Origin of the sequence: Acetobacter okinawensis (assembly GCF_002153655.1) — a bacterium.
GTDB classification, from domain to species: domain Bacteria; phylum Pseudomonadota; class Alphaproteobacteria; order Acetobacterales; family Acetobacteraceae; genus Acetobacter; species Acetobacter okinawensis_A.
In genome coordinates, this window is record NZ_JOPJ01000003.1 from 23,860 (window position 1) to 44,136 (window position 20,277).

17 protein-coding genes and 1 tRNA gene are annotated in these 20,277 nt (G+C 60.5%); 4 read left to right on the plus strand and 14 right to left on the minus strand.

Going from position 1 to position 20,277, the window contains the following annotated elements:
- Positions 1 to 623 precede the first annotated feature (623 nt).
- Positions 624 to 4,979, plus strand: coding sequence for an autotransporter domain-containing protein (locus HK26_RS01830; protein WP_180539267.1), 4,356 nt, complete (start codon positions 624 to 626; stop codon positions 4,977 to 4,979).
- A gap of 57 nt (positions 4,980 to 5,036) precedes the next feature.
- On the opposite strand, the gene HK26_RS01835 is transcribed toward HK26_RS01830, so the two are convergent.
- Together HK26_RS01835 and HK26_RS01840 are read right to left on the minus strand one after the other, a co-directional pair.
- A complete protein-coding gene (locus HK26_RS01835) occupies positions 5,037 to 5,549 on the minus strand; it encodes a hypothetical protein (protein ID WP_086638290.1) in 513 nt (170 codons plus the stop codon).
- Positions 5,550 to 5,680: 131 nt separating this feature from the next.
- Positions 5,681 to 6,802, minus strand: a complete 1,122-nt coding sequence (locus HK26_RS01840; protein ID WP_086638236.1) for a THUMP domain-containing class I SAM-dependent RNA methyltransferase — start codon at positions 6,800 to 6,802, stop codon at positions 5,681 to 5,683.
- Between the two features lie 144 nt (positions 6,803 to 6,946).
- Between HK26_RS01840 and HK26_RS01845 the strand changes: the two genes are divergently transcribed.
- Positions 6,947 to 7,417, plus strand: coding sequence for a c-type cytochrome (locus HK26_RS01845; protein ID WP_086638237.1), 471 nt, complete (start codon positions 6,947 to 6,949; stop codon positions 7,415 to 7,417).
- Between the two features lie 126 nt (positions 7,418 to 7,543).
- Here HK26_RS01845 and HK26_RS01850 read toward each other — a convergent pair whose 3' ends face one another.
- The 6 genes from HK26_RS01850 to HK26_RS01875 all read right to left on the minus strand — a co-directional run bounded on the left by HK26_RS01850 (position 7,544) and on the right by HK26_RS01875 (position 12,571).
- Positions 7,544 to 8,305, minus strand: a complete 762-nt coding sequence (locus tag HK26_RS01850) for an SDR family oxidoreductase (protein ID WP_086638238.1) — start codon at positions 8,303 to 8,305, stop codon at positions 7,544 to 7,546.
- A 129-nt stretch (positions 8,306 to 8,434) separates the two neighbouring features.
- Positions 8,435 to 9,838 carry a cryptochrome/photolyase family protein gene (locus tag HK26_RS01855; protein WP_086638239.1) on the minus strand — a complete coding sequence of 468 codons (1,404 nt, stop codon included), beginning with the start codon at positions 9,836 to 9,838 and terminating at the stop codon, positions 8,435 to 8,437.
- 51 nt (positions 9,839 to 9,889) lie between these two features.
- Positions 9,890 to 10,477 (minus strand): hypothetical protein, encoded by a 588-nt coding sequence (locus HK26_RS01860; RefSeq protein ID WP_086638240.1) that lies wholly within the window; start codon positions 10,475 to 10,477, stop codon positions 9,890 to 9,892.
- A gap of 133 nt (positions 10,478 to 10,610) precedes the next feature.
- Positions 10,611 to 11,111 (minus strand): hypothetical protein, encoded by a 501-nt coding sequence (locus HK26_RS01865; RefSeq protein WP_086638241.1) that lies wholly within the window; start codon positions 11,109 to 11,111, stop codon positions 10,611 to 10,613.
- A gap of 175 nt (positions 11,112 to 11,286) precedes the next feature.
- A tRNA-Arg gene (locus tag HK26_RS01870) sits at positions 11,287 to 11,363 on the minus strand.
- A 62-nt stretch (positions 11,364 to 11,425) separates the two neighbouring features.
- Positions 11,426 to 12,571, minus strand: a complete 1,146-nt coding sequence (locus HK26_RS01875; RefSeq protein ID WP_086638242.1) for an alpha/beta fold hydrolase — start codon at positions 12,569 to 12,571, stop codon at positions 11,426 to 11,428.
- A 56-nt stretch (positions 12,572 to 12,627) separates the two neighbouring features.
- Between HK26_RS01875 and HK26_RS01880 the strand changes: the two genes are divergently transcribed.
- Both HK26_RS01880 and HK26_RS01885 read left to right on the plus strand, forming a co-directional pair.
- Positions 12,628 to 12,843, plus strand: coding sequence for a zinc-finger domain-containing protein (locus tag HK26_RS01880; RefSeq protein ID WP_025828323.1), 216 nt, complete (start codon positions 12,628 to 12,630; stop codon positions 12,841 to 12,843).
- 92 nt (positions 12,844 to 12,935) lie between these two features.
- Entirely contained in the window at positions 12,936 to 15,281 is a 2,346-nt protein-coding gene (locus HK26_RS01885) for a protein-disulfide reductase DsbD family protein (protein ID WP_257640815.1), read from the plus strand.
- Between the two features lie 28 nt (positions 15,282 to 15,309).
- On the opposite strand, the gene HK26_RS01890 is transcribed toward HK26_RS01885, so the two are convergent.
- The 6 genes from HK26_RS01890 to HK26_RS01915 form a co-directional block, all read right to left on the minus strand.
- Positions 15,310 to 15,645: a DMT family transporter gene (locus HK26_RS01890; RefSeq protein ID WP_025828320.1), complete on the minus strand. Its 336-nt coding sequence runs from the start codon at positions 15,643 to 15,645 to the stop codon at positions 15,310 to 15,312.
- Between the two features lie 54 nt (positions 15,646 to 15,699).
- The gene (gene serS, locus HK26_RS01895) at positions 15,700 to 16,968 is read right to left on the minus strand and encodes a serine--tRNA ligase (protein WP_086638243.1); all 1,269 of its coding nucleotides are present in this window, start codon (positions 16,966 to 16,968) and stop codon (positions 15,700 to 15,702) included.
- A gap of 3 nt (positions 16,969 to 16,971) precedes the next feature.
- Complete coding sequence (tatC, locus tag HK26_RS01900; protein WP_257640816.1) at positions 16,972 to 17,802, minus strand: twin-arginine translocase subunit TatC; 831 nt, start codon at positions 17,800 to 17,802, stop codon at positions 16,972 to 16,974.
- Complete coding sequence (gene tatB / locus HK26_RS01905; RefSeq protein WP_086638244.1) at positions 17,799 to 18,527, minus strand: Sec-independent protein translocase protein TatB; 729 nt, start codon at positions 18,525 to 18,527, stop codon at positions 17,799 to 17,801. Before tatB ends, tatC begins: the two co-directional genes overlap by 4 nt.
- Before the next feature lie 74 nt (positions 18,528 to 18,601).
- Positions 18,602 to 19,324, minus strand: coding sequence for an SMC-Scp complex subunit ScpB (gene scpB, locus HK26_RS01910; RefSeq protein WP_086638245.1), 723 nt, complete (start codon positions 19,322 to 19,324; stop codon positions 18,602 to 18,604).
- Positions 19,321 to 20,271, minus strand: a complete 951-nt coding sequence (locus tag HK26_RS01915) for a segregation and condensation protein A (RefSeq protein ID WP_086638246.1) — start codon at positions 20,269 to 20,271, stop codon at positions 19,321 to 19,323. The genes scpB and HK26_RS01915 overlap by 4 nt, the downstream gene beginning before the upstream one ends.
- Between the last annotated feature and the right edge of the window lie 6 nt (positions 20,272 to 20,277).

The window sequence follows — 20,277 nt, forward strand, 5'->3', positions numbered from 1 at the left end:
TGCAGCAATATGACTGCCCTGTTTTGCCTGCGTGTTTTGTCAGCCCCCCTCCGCCTGACCTGCCTGCACGGGCTATGCATGCCCCTCTGCGCCAGTTTTTACCGGAACATCTGATCCAAGTTAGTAAAAACCACACAAAAATACCCATTATGTAAATAAAAATCCAACACAATAAGAATATACTTTGTATTTATTATGGGTTAGGAAAATATTATCAAGTAAATCCGCAAAAATAATTATAATATTGTTAATGAATTATCGTTAACCATCGCTCCTGAGACTTTATAGCCACATGCGCTTCAGGAGACAGCATTATGCTGGAAGATTTGGTGATGGTTCTCCAGAAAACGAGATACAATGGTCTTAAATTTTATCTTTTTACAAGCTCGCTCCTGGTCTCTATCCCGTCTTTTGCATCAGGCAGTTCAGCGGGATACACCGTAAACAGTGGCCAGACCTATGAGATTTCCGGCAGCCAGAATTCAGACCTTACCAACAATGGCACGGTTACGGTCACCTCTAGCGGGACTGTTACGGGTACAACAACCAACAACAGTATTTTCAGTAACGCCGGGTCACTGAACACGCTGAATAATTCTGGTCAGTTTTCCAGTACAAAAGGCATGATTTCCGACATAAACAACGCAACATCTGGCACAATTACTGGCTCATCCAGCACCGCTGGAAATATTGTCAATTATGGCACAATCAATGTTTCGGGGTTCAATATACAGGGTGTTACCAATGAGCAGGGAGCATCTTTTACAAATAACAACGGAACATCCAATAGTAATTTTGACAACGCAGGAACTGCAAACCTGAACTCAGGCATGGTGATTGGCAACGTAACCAACCAGAGCACAGGCAACCTGACAACAAGTGCCACCATAGCCGGCAGCATTGATAACTATGGTACATTAGAGCTGACTGGCATGGGCATGGTGCAGGGCAATGTGACCAACCATAGCGGCACGCTCACCCTGTCTGGGCAGTACTCCAATATTTTTGGCACGTTGAATGCGGTGGGTGGCACGTTCACTGTTATTGCGGGCAACATTAACGCCCTGTCCGGCTCGGCCAATGGGACACTTAAAAGTACGTTACTGATCAACCGCGCCAATAATGCTGTATATTCTGGCAGCATGTCCGGGAACGGGGCAATTTCCATCGTCAGTGGAACACAAACCATCTCTGGGGCCAATACCTATACTGGCAACACCAGCGTCAGTAGCAATGGGCAGCTTATTCTTACGGGGTCATTGGCAGGCGCACTCTCCAACACCTCCAATGCCTCCCATCCAAGCCTTATTGCCAGCGGGGCCAAGGTAAGGGGGAACATCATCAATACGGGTGGTCTTGTCGTAAACGGCACAATTGGCGGACTGACAGTCAACACCAAGCAGGGCACTATTAAAATATTCAAAAATGCCGTGCTGAATCTGGGGGTCATCAACTCCGGCACCATCAACATGAGTGGCGCATCCACCATAAAACAGGATGTGACAAACACCTCCGGCGCAACATTCAACCTGACAGATTCTTCAGAAATACAGAGGCAGGTGAACAATGCCGGCACCTTCATCATCAATACAAATGCTAAAGTTTCAGGAAATTTCACCAACTCAACTGTTCTGAACATGGATTCAGGCACCATTTCGGGTGCGCTGAGCAACACCGGGGTTATGACCATTCAGGATGGATCACAGGTTGGCAGTATAGAAAATAAAAGTGGTACAGCCACCCTTTCCAGCAGCACCGTGCTTGGGGCCGTTGCCAACGATGCCAATGGCACACTGACCATGACCGGCGGCAGTGCAGCAAGTGCGACCAATGCCGGGATTATGACATTAGGAAAAAACAATAAAATTTCAGGTAATGTGACCAACACAGCAGGAACACTGACACTGGACGGGAACACCATAAACGGCATACTGGCTGCAAATGGCGGCAGTTTTTCTGTCACGGCAAATGGTGCAAGCCTTGGCGCCCTGAGCGGCACGGCCAATGGCACACTCAATGGCCAGTTGGCTCTGGCATCCACCGACAACACCTATTCGGGCATACTCTCCGGTTCCGGCGGTGTTACAATCGCGGCAGCGGGGCAGCAGGTCTTCAATGGTGCCAACAGCTACACCGGCACAACCGAAGTCGATGGGGGCACACTGGTCGTAAATGGCGACCAGAGCACCGCAGACGGTCATGTGCTGGTTGGCAATACGGGCAATCTGTCCGGCACGGGCACATTGGGTGGTGCAACAACAATTGCACAAGGGGGCACACTGACCCCGGGGGATGTCTCAACCCGAGTGGGAACGCTGAGCATTACCAATAGTCTGGCACTGGCACAGGGATCATCCCAGCAGTTCTATATGGGGCAGACCAATGCTTCAGGCGGGGCTTATAACTCCCTTATGGCTGTAGGAGGGGACCTGACCCTTGGCGGCACACTCAACATTACCGCCAACCCGGACGGACCAAGCGTGTCTAAAGGCCACCTCGATGCCGGGCTTTACCGCCTGTACACATATGGAGGCACGTTATCCGGCGTTGCAGACCAGACCCTTGGCACAACCAATGTGGCCACGGGTGGCACTGTCTCCCTACAGACATCCATAGCCCACCAGATCAACCTGATTGTAGATTATAACAGCCTGACCTTCTGGGACGGGGGAAAGACAAGCAACCGCAGCAACTCCACCGTTGATGGTGGCTCAGGCACATGGAACACGGACCCGAAGGGGCTGAACTGGACCGACAAGACAGGCACCACAAACGGAGCATGGGCCAATAACAACTTTGTTGTCTATGCAGGCAATGCCGGAACCGTAACCGTGCAGGACACGCTCAATGGCCAGCAGTCCAACGTCATTACAAGCGGCATGCAGTTTGCCAATAATGATGGAAAAATCTACACCATAACCGGGGACAACCTGTACGCAGCAAACAGCACCACCACCGTACGCGTGGGGGATGGCACCACGGCAGGCGCGTCCATTACCGCAATACTGGATACTGTGCTGAACGACAAATCAGTCTCCGGCGGAACCACGCTTGTAAAAAGCGATATGGGTACACTGATTATTACAAAAGATCAGACCTATACGGGCGGCACCACCATTGCTGGCGGTGTTCTGCAACTGGGCAATGGCGGCACCACCGGCGCGCTTGCCGCAGGCACGGCCATACAGAACAATGGCAGGCTGGCCATCAATCACAGCGGCACATTCACGCTTGCCCAGAACATTGCAGGCACAGGGGGGCTTGAGCAGAACGGCGCTGGCACCACGGTGCTAAGTGGCACCAACACCTACACGGGTGACACCACAGTGACACAAGGAACTCTGGAGGTGGATGGCTCCATTGCCTCATCCCGCACCACAACAGTGCAGAATGGCGGAGTGCTGAGTGGCACAGGCACGGTTGGCAATACGGTTATCACACAGGGGGGGACCCTTGCCCCGCAGGGAGTGCAGGGGAACATGACCGTGCAGGGCACGTTGCAGGCGGACAGCAACTCCACCCTTGCCCTAAGTGGGGGGAGCCAGCTCTCGGGCAAGACCATGACCTTGCAGGGCGTACAATACCAGCAGCTCCAGTCTGGCACTGTTACGGTTACGGACAGTGCAGCCCTGTCTGGCAACGTAGTGCTGAATGTCGCGCCCTCCACCCGGTTCAAGCTGAATGATTATTACACCCTGCTCACAACCGGCAGCGGCTTTACCCAGAAAAGCTACGCATTGCAGACCAACCTGACCAGTCTTTACACCTTTATCTCCCCTTCCCTGTTTTACAACGGCAATGATCTGGACGTGCTGCTTGCGCGCAACGCCGTGCGCTTTGTAAGCGTTGCCAACAGCCGCAATGAGCACGAGGCGGCACAAGCACTCGACCACATGCCCGCAGACAACGCCATGGTGCAGGCAGCCGAGTTGCTGACACCTGAAGAGGCACGCCGGGGTATGAACGCCCTCTCGGGCGAAGTGCATGCCTCCGCCCGCACGGCGCTCATTCAGGACAGTCTGTTTGTCCGGCAAGCCGCCATGGACCGGCTGGATACAGCCGAGTGCGGCAATGGGCATGTTGATGCCACCTTGCACACTGCATCCCTTAAAACCGGGCGCAAGGATGAAGGCTGCCTTGCCGGGCAGGCCGTGCTGTGGGGGCAGGCCTATGGCAGCCTTGGCCATAATGGGGGGGACGGCAATGCCGCATCCATGCACCACTCCACCACCGGCTTTATTATGGGGGTGGACGCCCCGTTCATGGATGGTGCGTGGCGTATTGGCGCATTGCTCAGCTATGGCCGCTCCATGTTTGACATCAACAGCGGGCGCGGCTCATCGGGTCATGGCAACAATGTGAGCATCGGCGGTTACGCAGGCACGCACTGGGGAGCATTCAACCTGAAGCTGGGTGCGGCCTATACGTGGAATATGCTGAGCATGCAGCGCAATGTTGCTTTTCCCGGCTATGCGGACCGCCTCTCCAGCAACTATCTGGCAGGGACGGCGCAAGGCTTTGGCGAGGTGGGCTACCGGCTCCATACACGCTATGGTCTGGCAGAACCTTTTGCCAATGTGGCGTATGTAAACCTGCACACCAATGGCTACCATGAACATGGAGGCGCTGCAGCCCTTCAGGGCCGCAGCATGGATACGGGGGTGACCTTCTCCACCTTCGGTATCAAGGCGTCCTCCACCCTGCATGCGGGAAAAATGCTGTTGATCCCACATGCGTCACTCGCATACCGGCATGCCTTTGGGCTGAGCACGCCAACCGCCCACACCCTGTTTGCCGCAGGTGGCAGCGGGTCCATGGATATTGCCGGGGTTCCGCTCTCGGTTGATTCAGCGGTGATTGATGCAGGGCTGACAGCCAGACTGAGCGAGCGGATCAAAATCGGGCTGTCGTATCTGGGGCAGTATGGCAACCAGTCTGTGGAAAGCGGCGTCAAAGCCAGCGTGCTGCTGAAGTTCTAGCCCAGCTCTCTGGCACAGCCATAAAGCCCCTGCCGCAGGTGTTGCGGCAGGGGCGCACTACAGATGCAGGCGCATATGGGTGCGCAGGTCATTGCACCGCTTGGCATACTGGGACGCCTTGGAGGCGGTAAAGTAGTTGATCAAAAACGCCCCCAGCAGCGAGCCAAAGGAGATGACGGTCAGCAACTCCCCCGTAAACAGGATCGGTGCATCATAATGCATGGCGGAATACCACAGCAGGCCAATGCTCAGCACAGCACCAAAAAAACCCAGTACGCCGGTGGATTTGAGCAAGGAGTCCTCGACACTTTCAAAGGCTGATGTCTCCCGCCACAGGTCAAACAGCTTGCGGTCCACATCATCCACCGCGTCCTTATGTTCCTTTATTTCCACATCGGTGCGCTTGTGCGGGTTCTTGCGATGGATATCGAGTTCCTGCCGGGCTTTGGCAAACACCCGCCGCCGCTCCTTGATGGCGGGCAGGCTGATGTCCACAAAGCTGAGAATGGCCACATTGAGCCCGGCGGAAAGCTGCACAACCGCCTGAAAGTCACCCCATGTCACGCTCATTGCCTTGGCACCCCCACCTGAACATACCTGCTGGTCTGCCCTTCTCTTATAAAGCAGACCGGGTGAAATAAAGGGGGATAGGGGCATGTCCGTCATGCCGCCCTACCTGCGGCATGCGGCACAGCCCCCACTCAAGCCTCGGGCAGTGGCGCCGTCTGGTAGAGGCTGACACGCAGCCCGCCGTGGGGTACGGGGGCCTGTGGGGGCAAAAACGGCAGGCCGGTTGCGTGGGCAAGCCTGGCCTCGGTGGTGACAATCCCCACCCGCCAGCCAGCAAAATGGGTCAGCAAGGTCTGCCCCAACGCACGGTACAGGGGGAGCAGGCTCTGCTTGTCCCCTATGCGTGTGCCATAGGGCGGGTTGGCAATAACCAGCCCCGCAGGCCCCGGTGGGGGCCGTAGGGTGCTGATGGTCGCCTGTGTAAAGGTTGCATAATCCTGCACGCCTGCACGCTCGGCATTGGCGCGGCTCATGGTTATGGCCCCTGCATCACGGTCGCTGCCATAAAAATGGAAGGCGGGGGTGCGTGCACTTTTGACCGCACGCATGGTCTGCCATGCCTGCGCATCAAACGTGGCCAGCAGTTCAAACGCAAACTGGCGGGCACGACCGGGGTTAAGGCGGGCTGCTATTTCTGCCGCCTCGATAACAAATGTACCCGAACCACACATGGGGTCGAGCACAGGCTCCTGCCCGTTATAGCCGCACTGGCGCAGGAACAGGGCAGCCATTGTCTCACGCAGGGGGGCGCGGTTGATCGCCTGCTTGTAGCCACGCCTGTGCAGCAGTTCGCCCGATGTATCCACGCTGAGCGTGCAGATATTCTGCTCAATACGCGCACGGACCAGCACGGGAGCATCCTCGGCCTGTGTCGCACCCAGTGTCCGGGTAATGGCCTTGCCAATACGCTCGGCGGCAGCACCAGCGTGGTACACGCGCGAGGCGGTGCAGCTTGCCTCCACCCGGAAGGCAATATCGGGGCGCAGGATGGTCTGCCACGGCACACGCCCCGCACTTTTATCAAGCTGGGACAGATGCACTACGGGGAAGGACGCAATACGCGCAAGAACCCGGCTGGTGCCACGCACCCACAAATTGGCGCGCCAGACCTCTGGCCAGCCCCCGCGAATGACCACCCCACCCGGCACGGCCACAGGCTGGCAGAAGCCCTTGAGCCGCACCTCTGCGCACAGCACGGATTCCAGCCCCGGCACAGTGGCCAGAAAGATCTCAAAGTCCTTGTCTTTTGTCATGACGCCTGAATGACAGGAAGCCAGCCTGACGGCAACTCTATCCTCATTCCGCCATCTGACAGCACGGTGTGCGGGGGGAGTTGAGGTAATGCCAAAGCCGTGTATAATTGTTGCACAACCGAACGATCTAAGCAGGAGCTGTTCATGAAAAAAACCATTCTGGCTGCATTGGCGGCAACTGTGGGCCTTTCCGGCCTGGCAGGCAATGCACACGCCGCAGCCGATGGTGCGCAACTGTTTGCGACACACTGCGCCATGTGCCACCAGAGCACCGGCAGCGGCGTACCCGGGCAGTTCCCTCCGCTTAAAGGCCGCGTGAACCTGATTGCCGCCACCCCCGAGGGCAAAACCTACGTCATGCACGTGCTGCTCAACGGTCTGGCGGGCAGCCTCAAGGCTGGCGGGGCATCTTACATGGGGTACATGCCCTCCATGGCCGCCATGTCCGATGATGACCTTGCCGCCCTGCTGACCTATGTCTCCACCCTGTCGGGTGATGCCTCGGCCCCCACCTTTACAGCGAGTGACGTTAAAACCGCACGCGCAACCCCCATGCAGCCGGGCCAGATTCTGGAAGAGCGCAACACGCTCAACGCCGCACACCCGCTGCCATAAGCCCACGGGCAAAGCCGCTCCGGCACCACGCCGGAGCCAAACAGCAAAAAAGCCTCCCGCACAACCATGCGGGAGGCTTTTTTGTATCCCCCGGCGTAACCTATGCCGAGGGACGCAAAGGCACGATTACTGCGCGGTGTAACCACCATCAATCACAAGTTCACTTCCCGTCATGAACTTGGATTCATCAGATGCCAGATACAGAATACCGTAGGCAATATCATCAGGTTCCCCCAGATGGCCCAGCGGGTGCAGGTCCACCAGCTTTTGCCGTGCCTCTGCTGCATCCTTGGTCAGACCCTGCACCATGGGGGTCCAGATGTAGCCCGGATGCACCGAGTTAACCCGAATTTTGTAGCCCGATTTGGCACAGTGCAGCGCCGCAGACTTGGTAAACAGGCGTACCCCGCCCTTGCTGGCGTTATAGGCTGCCAATGTCGGGTCACCCACCAGCCCCTCAATGGAGGACAGGTTGATAATGGAGCCGCTGCCCACCTTCTTCATCGCTTCAACAGCATATTTGGTGCCAAGGAACACACTGTTGAGGTTAATGGACTGCACACGCTGCCAGTCTTCCAGGCTCGTGCTTTCCACCGTGCCATTATAGGCAATACCGGCATTGTTGACCGCAACGTCAAGCTTGCCAAAGGTCTGCTCGGCTGTGGCTATGGCATTCTGCCACTCCGCCTCCTGCGTCACATTGAGTTTGACAAACACAGCCTCTCCACCAGCCGCCTTGATCTCGGCGACCGTGTTATGCCCGGCCTCTTCCTGCAAATCGGCCACGACCACCTTGGCCCCTTCTTTGGCCAGCAGAACTGCCGTGGCTTTGCCAATACCATTGGCAGCCCCTGTAACAATGGCCACTTTTCCTGCAACGCGAGACATGTTTTTGCTCCATGGTTTGTTCTGTTCCGTGATTACAAACGCAAACCAGAGGCTTTGGCCTTGATACCCGTCAAAAAAATCGTTTTCTTTGCGTATCTGGTCAAAAAAACAGTGCCCATGCCTGTTTTTTCAGGCGCTGTCTTTTTGCGCTTTCCATGCTGCCAGTGCGCGCGCGCGGGCCACCGTATGCTCCACCATGGGGCTGGGGTAGCCAGTCGGCTGCAAAAGGCTTGCCTGCCAAGGGGTATGGATATCCGTGCCCGACAGGCCTGCAAGCTCTGGCACCCATGTGCGGATATACGCCCCATCCGGGTCGAACTTCTGTGATTGCAGGATCGGGTTCATGATCCTGAAGAATGGCGCGGATTCGACCCCCGTCCCGGCATTCCACTGCCAGTTCATGGGGTTGCTGGCCGGGTCATAATCCACCAGCGTATGGGCAAACCAGCGCTCGCCCTCGCGCCAGTCGATCAGCAGGTGCTTGACCAGAAAAGACGCCACCACCATGCGCACACGGTTATGCATCAGCCCCGTCTGCCAAAGCTGGCGCATGCCCGCATCAACCAGCGGGTAGCCCGTACGCCCCTGCTGCCACCGGGCCAGCCCTTTGGGGTCCACCCGCCATGGCATGGTATCAAACTCGGCCTTGAGGTTGCGCGTGCTCAGGTCCGGGTGTTCCCATAGCAGCGACCACGCAAACTCCCGCCACCCGATCTCGGACAGGAACTTGCTGGCCCCTTCCATCGCCCCCTGCGCGCTAACCGCGTGCCATATCTGCCCCGGCGTTATCTGCCCCGTGCGCAGGAAGGGGGACAGGTCGGACGTTGCATCCCGGTCCGGAAAATCGCGCTCCTGCGCATAGGTTTGCAGGGCGTGGGCTATAAAGTCCTGCAAGCACGCATGCGCATCCTGTTCCGAAAAAACATGGTGGGGCTGCATGGCTCTGGCCCATGCGGGCAGCCTGCCCAGTGCATACTCCAGCGCCACCCGCTGGTCGGGAAAAGCCGCGCAGGGGGCAAACACCATGCCCGTGGGCGCAGGCAGGGGGGCCGGGTAATGGGCCATGCTGCTGGCCGCACGCCAGAACGCCCCAAAAACCTGAAAAGCCTGCCCGGCCTTGCTCCGCACTGTCCATGGCTCATGCAGCAGGCTGCCTGGCGTGCTGTGGACTGTAACCCCCATCTGCCTGAGCTGCGCCTTGAGCTGGGTATCCGTGGTCTTGCCTGCCGGGTCGTAACGGCGGTTCCAGAACACCTGCGTGCACCCGCTCTGGCGGACCAGTTCTGGCAGGAACCGCTCTTCCTGCGCGGCAAAAACATGCAACTGGCCACCACGGGCACGTAGCGCATGGTCCAGTGCCTGCACACCCTGCATCCGCCACCAGTCAAGAGCACTGGCACACGTCTGCGCAGTGGAGCGCACCACCACGCACAGCAGGGGCTGCCCACTTTGCACGGCACGGCTTAGTGCCAGATTGTCTGCCAGACGCAGGTCGTCACGGAACCAGACCAGAACAGGGGGGTGGTCGGTCATGTCTGCTCCCGTGCTGTCCGGGCCATGGGACGGGCCACTCGGCTGGCAGTGCTAGTTGACTGGACCATCGGACAGGCGGACGAGCACCTTGACCGGGTCTCCGTTATCATCGGGGCCTACGTAAAAGTCACGCCATGTATTGCGTGAGAAAATCCATGTTTTTGCAAGGTTCACCCCAAGAGAGGTGCTTTTGCACGGAACACTGCCATCTCCGGGCTGGCCGTTGGCGCACTGGGCGGAGTTGCCCCCTTTGGTGGGCAGATAAACATTGGTCTCCAGCACGGCGGTGCGACCATTCAGGCGAATTGTGCCTTCCACCCCTACTTTTTTGCTGACTTCAAGCGGGGCGCCAGCCTGCGGGGGTGGCCCCTGCACCACCACGTCGGAAAAATTGGCCGGGTTGACCGAACATACTTCCGAGGAGGCCGAGCTGATCGTGCGATCCACACCGTTTATGGTCACGACCACATGCACATCAATAATATATACCGGGCCGGACACGCACAGCGTGCTCTCACCATCGCTGGCAGAATAGGGCGAACGCGGCGAGGACGCAGCCTGCGCTCCGGCGGACACCAAAGGCAACGCAAGAACGGCGAGCAAAAGACAGGATGCCACAACCAAAAGTCTATGCTTCATCACTACTGCCGCGCCCTTTATCCATCGCCTGTAAACAGCCATCTTCAATACCGCGCATAATCTGGCATGAATGGCCAAAAATAAACAGCCTGTGTCAGCACCGCGCAAACAGGGCGGAAAAAAACACCAGACGTTACAGCGCCATCCAGACCCCGCAGGCCACGGCCAGCACGGACGCAAGCAGCGGTGTGAGCGCCAGCGCCACACAGGCCGCCCTAAACCAGCGTGTATGCCGGGCCAGAGTGCGCCCGTTTTCCGCCGTGATGAAGGATACGGTATAGGCCAGCCACAGGCTTGCATGTTCCTCATCGCGCTGCGGCACATCGGACAGAATGCCATCGACCCGCTCCGGCCCGAAATTTTTGGAGATCAGAGTCGAGGAATACAGACCCGCAGCGCATAACCCGCCAGCAACGCCAAACCCAAGAGCCAGAAACGCACAGATCGGGGAATATTCACGCTGGGAAAAAGCCCCAACCAAAGACACCGCCGCAAACATGACGGACAGCACAAGACCCACGCCCAGACGGGCCTTGAGTGCTGCGAATGCGCTTTGTGTCTCCTGGTACCCGGCGTCGGCCAGCATTCTTTTTTCCCGCGCCAGCCACAGGGCAAAATCTTGATGATCTGTCATTCTTGCGTTCTCCACGGCGGCGGTATGGGGCTGGACATTACAAAATGCAATCCACCCGGCCCGAGCGGGAATGCAAAAAAAAGCTGGGCGAGGACGTGCAGCAGCACACGTGCGCACGTGGATATGCAGCACAACGCCGCATAAACGGCAACAAACAGCAGTTTTTACTGGAGGATGGTGGACCCGACGCGATTCGAACGCGTGACCTTTGCCTTCGGAGGGCAACGCTCTATCCAGCTGAGCTACGGGTCCGTTGGCCCTTCTCCTAACCTAAAGCGGGGGGGATTGCCAAGCCTTTATCTTGCAGGTGCCGCTCAGGGTGGCACAACGCCATCCAGCCGGGCGGGCAGGAACCATGCCGGGGCGTACCGGCCCGGACCAGACTGGCCACTCCCCTGCGCCAGCCAGACAGCAGATGCCACATCGCCCCCCGATGGCACAAACTGCCCGGGCTGGCTGATCCAGCTTGCAATATCCCTTAACGCCAGAGCACCACGCAGGTCACGCAGCAACAGATGGTGCCCACCCGTAACAAGGTCCAGCCGGGTGCCGGGGGGCAAGGTCCGCCAGACCTGTGCCATAGCCTGTGGCGGTACAAGCTGGTCCCTATCGCCATAAAGGCACAGAACCGGGCCACGCAGGTGCGGGGCTGCACGCGCGGCTTTGCGCATGAGCAGCACCAGCCCACGCAGGGCCTCCAGCCGTGTCTGGCGCAGGGTCAGCGGGTTATAATACAGGCGGATAAGCGCTGCGGGGTTATCACTCGCCACCACATGCACGGGCAGTTCACGCCCGCTGACCAGACTGTGGGGGAACAGTGTTGCCAGTATATCCAGCGGAATATCCGCCCCCACCCCAAGGTTCCACACGGCGGGCGCGAGCAGGATGGTCCCCGCAACATCCGGTGCATCAGGCATGGACATAAGCAGCATAAGCACAGCGCCCCCCATGCTCTCACCCATAAGGTAGAGGGGAACACCGGGGTACTCCTGCCTGAGCAGGGCGACCTCCTCACGCACGTCGGCCAGCAGTCGGGGCGTGCCAGCCCAGCCACCGCGCATGGGCGCACCACCAAACCCCCGTATGTCTGGCGCTACAAGGGTCACCCCCTGCCCCGCCAGAGCGGGGGCGGAATACTCCCATGCGTCCCGGCTGTCATTAAAGCCGTGCAGGGCCAGCACCAGAGCCTGCTCCCGCCCGTGGGCAGGCCAGACACGCGCAGGCATGGCCGCACCATCGCTCAGGCTGAACACCCTGTCTGGCGGCACAAGGCGGGCTGCGGCGGCATAGCGCGCGGGAGGCACAGGTGCGGGCTCGGGTGTTGAACCCGCACACCCCCCAAGCAGGGGCAGCATGCCAACAAGCAGCACTGCTGCCGCACACCACCGGCGGGTGCGGCTCCTGCTCACGCTTATGGGAAAAGATGCCTGCTGCACAATCACGGTCAGAATGCGTATCATCTACCCAGACTTTGCGCCACATCCGGGCGCGCCACCCTGATACAAGGCCACCAACCATGCTTATTCAACCGGCAAACCCCATACCGCGCCCGCGTCTGGGCCATGTGGAAACCATTGTGGTGGACCAGCGCAAAATTGCCTGCGACGGCGGTCTGGGCCAGTTGGGCCACCCACGCGTATGGCTTAAAATTGGCGACCACCAGACAGTCTGCCCCTACTGCTCGCGCCTGTTTGTGCTCCAGCCCGGAGCTCAGGCCGACTCGGGGCATTAAAACGGACTGTGCCGCACGATCCATTTCCCACACACGCGGGCTTTGCGTATGCTGCCACCCCAAGCCCGTACCTGTGTTGAAAGCTGACGTTGATGCGCCGCCCAGCCCGCTCTACCCCCTGCCCCTCCGGCCCCACAGGCCTGCGTGCCACCAGATGGACTGCCGCCAGCGCGCTGCGGGCCAAGCACGCACGCGGGCTGCTGGCCGGGTTAACAGCAGGGCTGCTGGCCTGCGCGGGCATGCAACCGCACGTTGCACAGGCGGCGGAAAGTGCCCCCGTGGTCAGCCCCTACAGCACAGCCAGCCTGATTACGGACACCAGCACCGCCAGCGCAGGCACACCCCTGCATGTGGCCCTGCGCCTGCAACTCAAGCCCGGTTGGCATACCTACTGGATCAACCCCGGAGATGCAGGTGACCCTGCCACCATAAGCGTAACCGCATCGGGCGCATTGCAAGGACATGCCCAGACCATTACATGGCCCACGCCACAGCGCATAAGGGATGCCTCCCTTATGTCCTACGCCTACACGGGCGATGTTGTGCTGCCACTTACACTGCAACTGCGCCCCGGCACGCCAGAGGATGCACACAGGCTGACAACCCTGAGCGCACAGGCAAGCTGGCTTGTGTGCGAGCAGTCCTGCATCCCCGAGGACGCGACCTTCAGCCTGACACTGCCTACCGGCGCACCTCTAGCCTCCGCACAGGCAGACCTGTTTGTACAGGCGGCACGCAATACCCCCCAGCCCTCCCCCTACCCGGTCACCTTAAGCCCCCCGGCAGTGCTGCATGTGCAGGCCCCCGAACTGACCAGCCAGTCCGTAGCGGAGGCATGGTTCATGCCCACCGAGCGCGGGCAGATTGCCGAAGCCGAACCCCAGAAACTGGAGTTTGATGCAACAGGCATGTCCCTGCGCCTGCCCCCGACCTCCGGCTTTGCCAGCACCAGACCACTCGCGGGTATTCTGGTCCTGCGCAGCGCCAGCGGGAGCGAACGGGCACTCAGCATACAGGCCACGCCACAACCAGACGGCCCGCTCCACGCCCCCACCACGGCACAGAGCGAAGTATCGCACACAGCATTAAACGGACCCTCCGCTCCGAGCGGTGCAACACAGGGCGGGACTATAGGGGCTGACAAAGCGGCTGATCCGGGCGCAAACACCATGCAAGGTAGCGCCATAACCTCTGGCGCCAGTGCTACGGCTGATCTGCTACACCTGATTATTCTGGGCCTGCTGGGCGGGCTGGTGCTGAACCTGATGCCCTGCGTTTTTCCCATACTGGCCATGAAGGCGCTGGCCGTGGCCCGCATGGGCCAAAGTGAGCGCAGGCACCAAAAGCACAGTGCGCTGGCCTATGCTGCGGGCGTACTTGTCGGGTTTACGGCCCTTGGTGCACTGGTCATGGGCCTACGCCTTGGTGGCAGCGCCACGGGCTGGGGGTTCCAGTTCCAGTCCACCGTGTTTGTGGGCATGATGACATGGCTGCTTTTTGCCATGGCGCTGAACCTGCTGGATGTTTTTGCTTTTCTGCCCCCTGCCATGGCGGCATCCACCCCCCGCAGGCACGGGCTTGCGCATGATGTGCTCACCGGCCTTCTGGCAGTAGCTGTGGCCTCCCCCTGCACGGCACCGTTTATGGGGGTGGCCATTGCTGGCGCACTGGCTGGCCCTCCTCTGGGCGGGCTGGTGGTTTTTGCTGCTCTTGGCATAGGGCTGGCGGCCCCTTACGTGCTGCTTGCCTTTAGCCCCGCACTGGCCAGCCGCCTGCCACGCCCGGGGGCATGGATGGATTATTTACGCCAGTTTCTGGCTTTTCCCCTTCTGGGCACCTGCGTGTGGCTGCTCTGGGTCGCCACGGTGGAAGGGGGGGCCACAACCACGCTGCTGCTGTGCGCGGGCATGGTCTGTCTGGCATTTGCCGCATGGGTTTATGGCATTGCCCAAAAGCGCCAGCTCCGTGCAGGCCATAGCCGGGGCTGCACGGCCCTGTATGGCGTCGCACTGCTCGGGTTGCTGGGAGCCATGGCGTTACTGCCCATTCTGCAACAGCAAGGTGGCGCACGCGCGGACACAACCGCTCCCCTGCCTGCCGGGGTCGAGGCGTTCTCGCCTGCGCGCCTGAACGCCCTGCACGCGGCGGGCAAACCCGTGTTTGTGGATATGACAGCCGCGTGGTGCATTACCTGTCTGGTAAACGAACGGGTCGCACTCAACACCCAGACCACGCAGGCCGCCATGGCCCGCTACGGCGTAACCCTGCTACGGGGTGACTGGACCCGGCGCGACCCCACAATAACCGCTTTTTTGCACGCCCACGGGCGCGATGGGGTACCGTTCTATCTGTTTGTACCCGCACACGGTGATGCGGTCATACTCCCCCAGATTCTTACACCGGCTCTGGTGCTCAGCACCATAACCCCCAAACCCTGACACGGCAGGGAGCGGGGGCTGCCACCCTTTAATGGGTGGTGGTTGAGAACAGCTTGATAACCAACACCCCGGCCAGAATAAGGGCAATGCCCGCAATGGCCGGGGCATCCAGCGTCTGTTTTAAAAACACCGCCCCGATCAGGCAGATCAGCACAATGCCAACCCCCGACCACAGGGCATACACCACACCTGCGGGCATGGTGCGCAGCGGGATGGACAAAAAGTAAAAGGCACACCCATAAGCCAGCAGGCTGATGGCCGCAGGCAGCCAGCGTGCAAACCCCTGCGATGCCGCAAGACAGGCCGTGCCAATAACCTCCGCCACAATAGCAACGCCCAGCAGCAGCAACGGCTTGTGGATCATGCGCTTACCCCCTGCCATAAAAAGCAGGCACGGCAGGGAGCCATGCGTGCACCGTTACGCAATAACGCCAAGACCACTCATATAGGGGCGCAGCACATCGGGGACGACAATAGTCCCCTCCTCGGTCTGGTAGTTTTCCATCACCGCGATCAGGGTCCGCCCCACGGCAAGGCCTGAGCCGTTGAGGGTGTGCACAAAAGCCGGTGCTCCCCCGGCCTGCGCCCGGTAACGGGCGTTCATGCGGCGGGCCTGAAAGTCCCGCGTGTTGGAGCATGACGAAATTTCGCGCCATGCATCCTGCCCCGGCAGCCATGCCTCCAGATCAAACGTCTTGGCAGCACCAAAGCCTGTATCCCCCGCACACAGCAGCATACGGCGGTACGGAATGTTCAGTTTTTCCAGCACCACCTCGGCACAACGGGTCATGCGTTCGTGCTCGGCCTCGCTCTCTTCGGGGGTGGTCACACTCACCATTTCCACTTTTTCAAACTGGTGCTGGCGCAACATGCCCCGCACGTCCCGCCCGGATGCCCCGGCCTCGCTACGGAAGCACTGACTGAGCGCGGTCATACGCAGGGGCAGAACTGCGCCGTCCACAATGTCCCCCGCCACAGAGGCAGTCAGCGGCACCTCGGCTGTAGGCACAAGCCAGCGCCCATCCTCGGTTCTGAACGACTGGTCGGCAAACTTGGGCAGCTTGTCCGTGCCGTACATGGCATCATCATTCACCAGAACAGGCACCTGTGTTTCCACATAGCCATGGTCGTTGCCATGCAGGTCGAGCATGAACTGCCCCAAAGCACGCGCCAGCCGGGCCACACCGCCGCGCAGCACCACAAACCGCGAGCCGGACAGTTTGGCCGCCGTGGCAAAATCCATCTGCCCCAGCGCCTCACCCAGCTCAAAATGCTGTTTGGGGGCAAAGGTAAAGCTGGGCTGGGTGCCCCACGTATGCACCACCACATTGGCGCTCTCGTCCGCACCATCTGGCACTGTGGGGTCCAGCCGGTTGGGCAGGGTTGCCAGCAGGGCCGTGGCCTGCCCGCCCAGCGCATCCACCTGCTCCTTCAGCCCTTCCATATCCGCGCGCAGGCTGGCGCCCTCGGCTTCCAGCACCGCGGTATCACCCCCTGAGCGTTTGAGTGTCCCTATCTCACGCGCAAGGGTTTTGCTGCGGGTCTGCTTGTCCTGCAACAGGGTCTGGGCCTGACGCTTTTCCTCGTCCCATGCGAGCAGTTGCGCAGAGACAGGGGGCAGCCCCCGGCGGGCCAGATCCGCATCAAACGCGGTGGGGTCGGCTCTTAGGGCGCGGATGTCATGCATGGATCAGGGAACCTCCTGCTCGGGGTTGGTATTGGGCTCGGACGCTGCTGGCCTTTTGGGCTCGATCACGCGGGCGCACAGAATGGAAATTTCGTAAAGCAGCACAAGGGGTACCGCCAGACCGAACTGGGTAATGGGGTCGGGCGGCATAAAAATAGCCCCCAGCACAAACGCCCCCACAATGGCGTAGCGGCGGAACTTGCGCAGCATGGCGGAGGTCACAATGCCCACACGCGCCAGCAGGCTCAGCACCACAGGCAGCTCAAAGGCTATGCCAAAGGCCATGATCATCTTCATGACCAGAGACAGATATTCCGACACCTTGGCTTGAAGCTCGATCTGTACCTGATCGCCCCCCGCACCCGGCGTCTGGAACGAGACAAAAAACCGCCATGCCACGGGAAAAATAAAGTAATAGGCCAGCGCCGCCCCGGCCACAAACAGCACAGGCGTTGCAATCAGAAACGGCGCAAAGGCCCGTTTTTCCGACCGGTAAAGCCCCGGCGCAATAAACATCCACGCCTGTATGGCCACAATGGGAAAAGACAGAAAAGCCGCCCCGAACAACGCCACGCGGATGTACGTAAAAAACGCCTCGTACAGTGCGGTGTAAATCAGGTGTGGCTGCTCGCCGCGCTGGCGCATGATCTCGCCCAGAGGGCGGGCCAGAAACAGGTAAATATCGCCCGCATAATGGTAGCACAGGCCAAAGCACACAATAAACGCAGCCCCTGACCACAGCAGGCGGCGGCGTAGTTCCAGCAGATGCTCCAGCAGCGGCATGGGCTGGTCGTGGATGGGGTCTTCCGTCTGATAGGGTCCGTTATCGCTCATGCCTGCTGGTCCGCTGCCGTGCTGCCTGTTGCGTTCTGTGCTGGTGGTGTCTGTTCCGGCTCCTGCACATCTGCACGCGCGGTGGCGGGCAGGCCCGTTGCAGGCGGAACAGGCGGCAGCACACCGGGGGCCACACTGCGGCCTGCATGCATAACCCGCACAGGGGGTACAATAGCCGGTGGGTGCAGCCGGTCCTGCTCACGCAGGATGCGCCGCACAATAAGGGGGGGCAGTTCGGGGGGGGCATGGTCCACCTGCCGCTCCCATGTGCTCTCCTCCCATACCGGGGCGGAGCCGTAGCTACCCAAATGCCCGGCGGCATAGTCCGCGCTGTTCTGGGGCGGGGCTGCCGATGTGGTGCTGGCGGGGGCCGGACTGGCCGAACGGGGCATGGCGTCCAGCGCTCTGGGGCCGGAGGGTATGGAGCGTTCGTTCAGCGGTGGAGCGGTTACGGCCCTGTTCAGGCTGCCATCACTGTCCAGCGCCTTCATGATCCGGCCGCGCACGTTCAGGTTTTTGAGGTCCCGCACCTGCTCGTGCACGTCCGACAGGTCTGCCTCGCGCACCACCTCATCTAGGTGGGACTGGAACTCGCTGGCCAGTGCCCTTGCTTTTTTTATGCCTTTGGCCAACCCGCGAATGGCCACGGGCAGGTCCTTGGGGCCAATAACAACAAGAGCCACAGCGCCGATCAGGGCGAATTCCGACCATGCAAAATCAAACATAAACAGCCCCGTTCACGCCCGCTCCATGCAGCCTGCACCATAATCGGGCAACACAGGCGGGGCGTGCATCTCTATCACGGACCATCGGGAGCGGGAACCGCAACCTGTGCATCCGGCCCATCTGCCTGCGGGTCGGGGGGGCTTTGCCCCTCCGGCGCATCCGGCTCTTCTGCCCCGGCCTGAAAAGCGATGGCCGACTGGGTCGCCCCCATCTCGGCCCCGTTCTGGGGGAGGTCGGTCATAAGCTCTTCGCGGCGCGGCATGTCGGAGAGGCTGCGCAGGCCAAAATGGCGTAAAAAATCGGGCGTGGTCCCCCACAGGACCGGCCTGCCCGGCACCTCCTTGCGCCCACGTGGGGCAATCAGCCCGGCCTCGATCAGGGTATCAAGCACGGTCTGGCCAAGGCTTACGCCGCGAATTTCCTCTATTTCCACACGGGTACAGGGCTGGTGGTAGGCAATAATGGCCAGTGTTTCCATCACCGCGCGGGGGAGCCGCCTTGGCCGCTCCAGCACGCGGGTCAGCATAGGTGCCAGATCAGGGGCCGTGCGGAACTGCCAGCCCCCGGCCACCTCAACGGGGAACACGCCGCGCCCCTCGTAGCGGCACACCAGTGCGGCCAGAACCGCCGCCACAAACGCGCCCAGGTCCTCCTCCCCCGTAGGCATGATCTGCCGGTCCTCCAGCAGGTCTGCAAGGCGGCGGGGGCTGACCGGCTCGGTCGAGGCAAAAATCAGGGCTTCGGCCAGTCTTACCGCCTCGTCCGGTACGGGTATGGGTGCGGGGGTGGCGGTCATGCGTCCTGCCTCTCTTCTCCGGTCTGTTGGGTCGTGCGGTCCTGTGGGGGGGTGTCCTCCCCTTCCTCGGGCGACAGCGCATCATCCTGCGTCTGCTCATGCGGGCGGAGCATGATCTGGCCGAAGGTTTCGTCCTGCCGCAGTTCCAGCCGCCCGGTTTTGGCCAGCTCCAGCCCTGCGATCAGGGTGCCCGCCATGGCGGCGCGGCGCTGGCGCAGGGCATCCTCGCCCTCCATCTGTTCGGGCAGGCTTTCGGGGAGGAAGGCGTCCAGCGTGCTCCAGCCCGGTGGGGTCTGGCCCAGCAGGCGTGTCAGTCTGCTCAGCGCGTCCTGCACGGTCCAGAATCTTATGGTGCGGGGGGCGTAAATGCGCCTGCGCGCCGTGCGGCGAATGGCGGCAAGGTAGGCCCGCAGGAGTTGGGGCATATCCAGCGCCAGCCCCGAGCGGTCCACCTCCACCAGATTTTCTGGCAGGCCACGGGCAAACACATCACGCCCAAGGCGGGGCCGTGCCTCCAGCCAGCGGGCAAGCTCGCCCATGCAGGCCAGCTCCATCAGCCGCTCTTGCAACAGCTCGGCGGCTTCCTCCCCCTCCATGGCCAGTTCATCATCAGGGGGGAGCAGCAGGCGGGATTTGAGCCACGCCAGCCATGCCGCCATAACCAGCCAGTCCGCCGCCAGCTCCAGCCGAACACGGCGGGCGCGCTCGACCACCGCCAGATACTGCTCCACCAGTTGCAGGATGGAAATACGCGCCAGATCGACCTTTTGTGCCCGCGCAAGGTCGAGCAGAAGGTCCATTGGCCCTTCAAACCCCTCCAGCCGCAACAGCGGCACACGCGGGACGTGGTCGTGCGCCGCCTCCGCCTGAGCGGAGGCGGGCTGGTCTGCGGGTGTGGGGGCTGGTTGCGCCCCCTGCCCCGCGGGGTCTGCTGTCTTGGCTTGCATCACGCG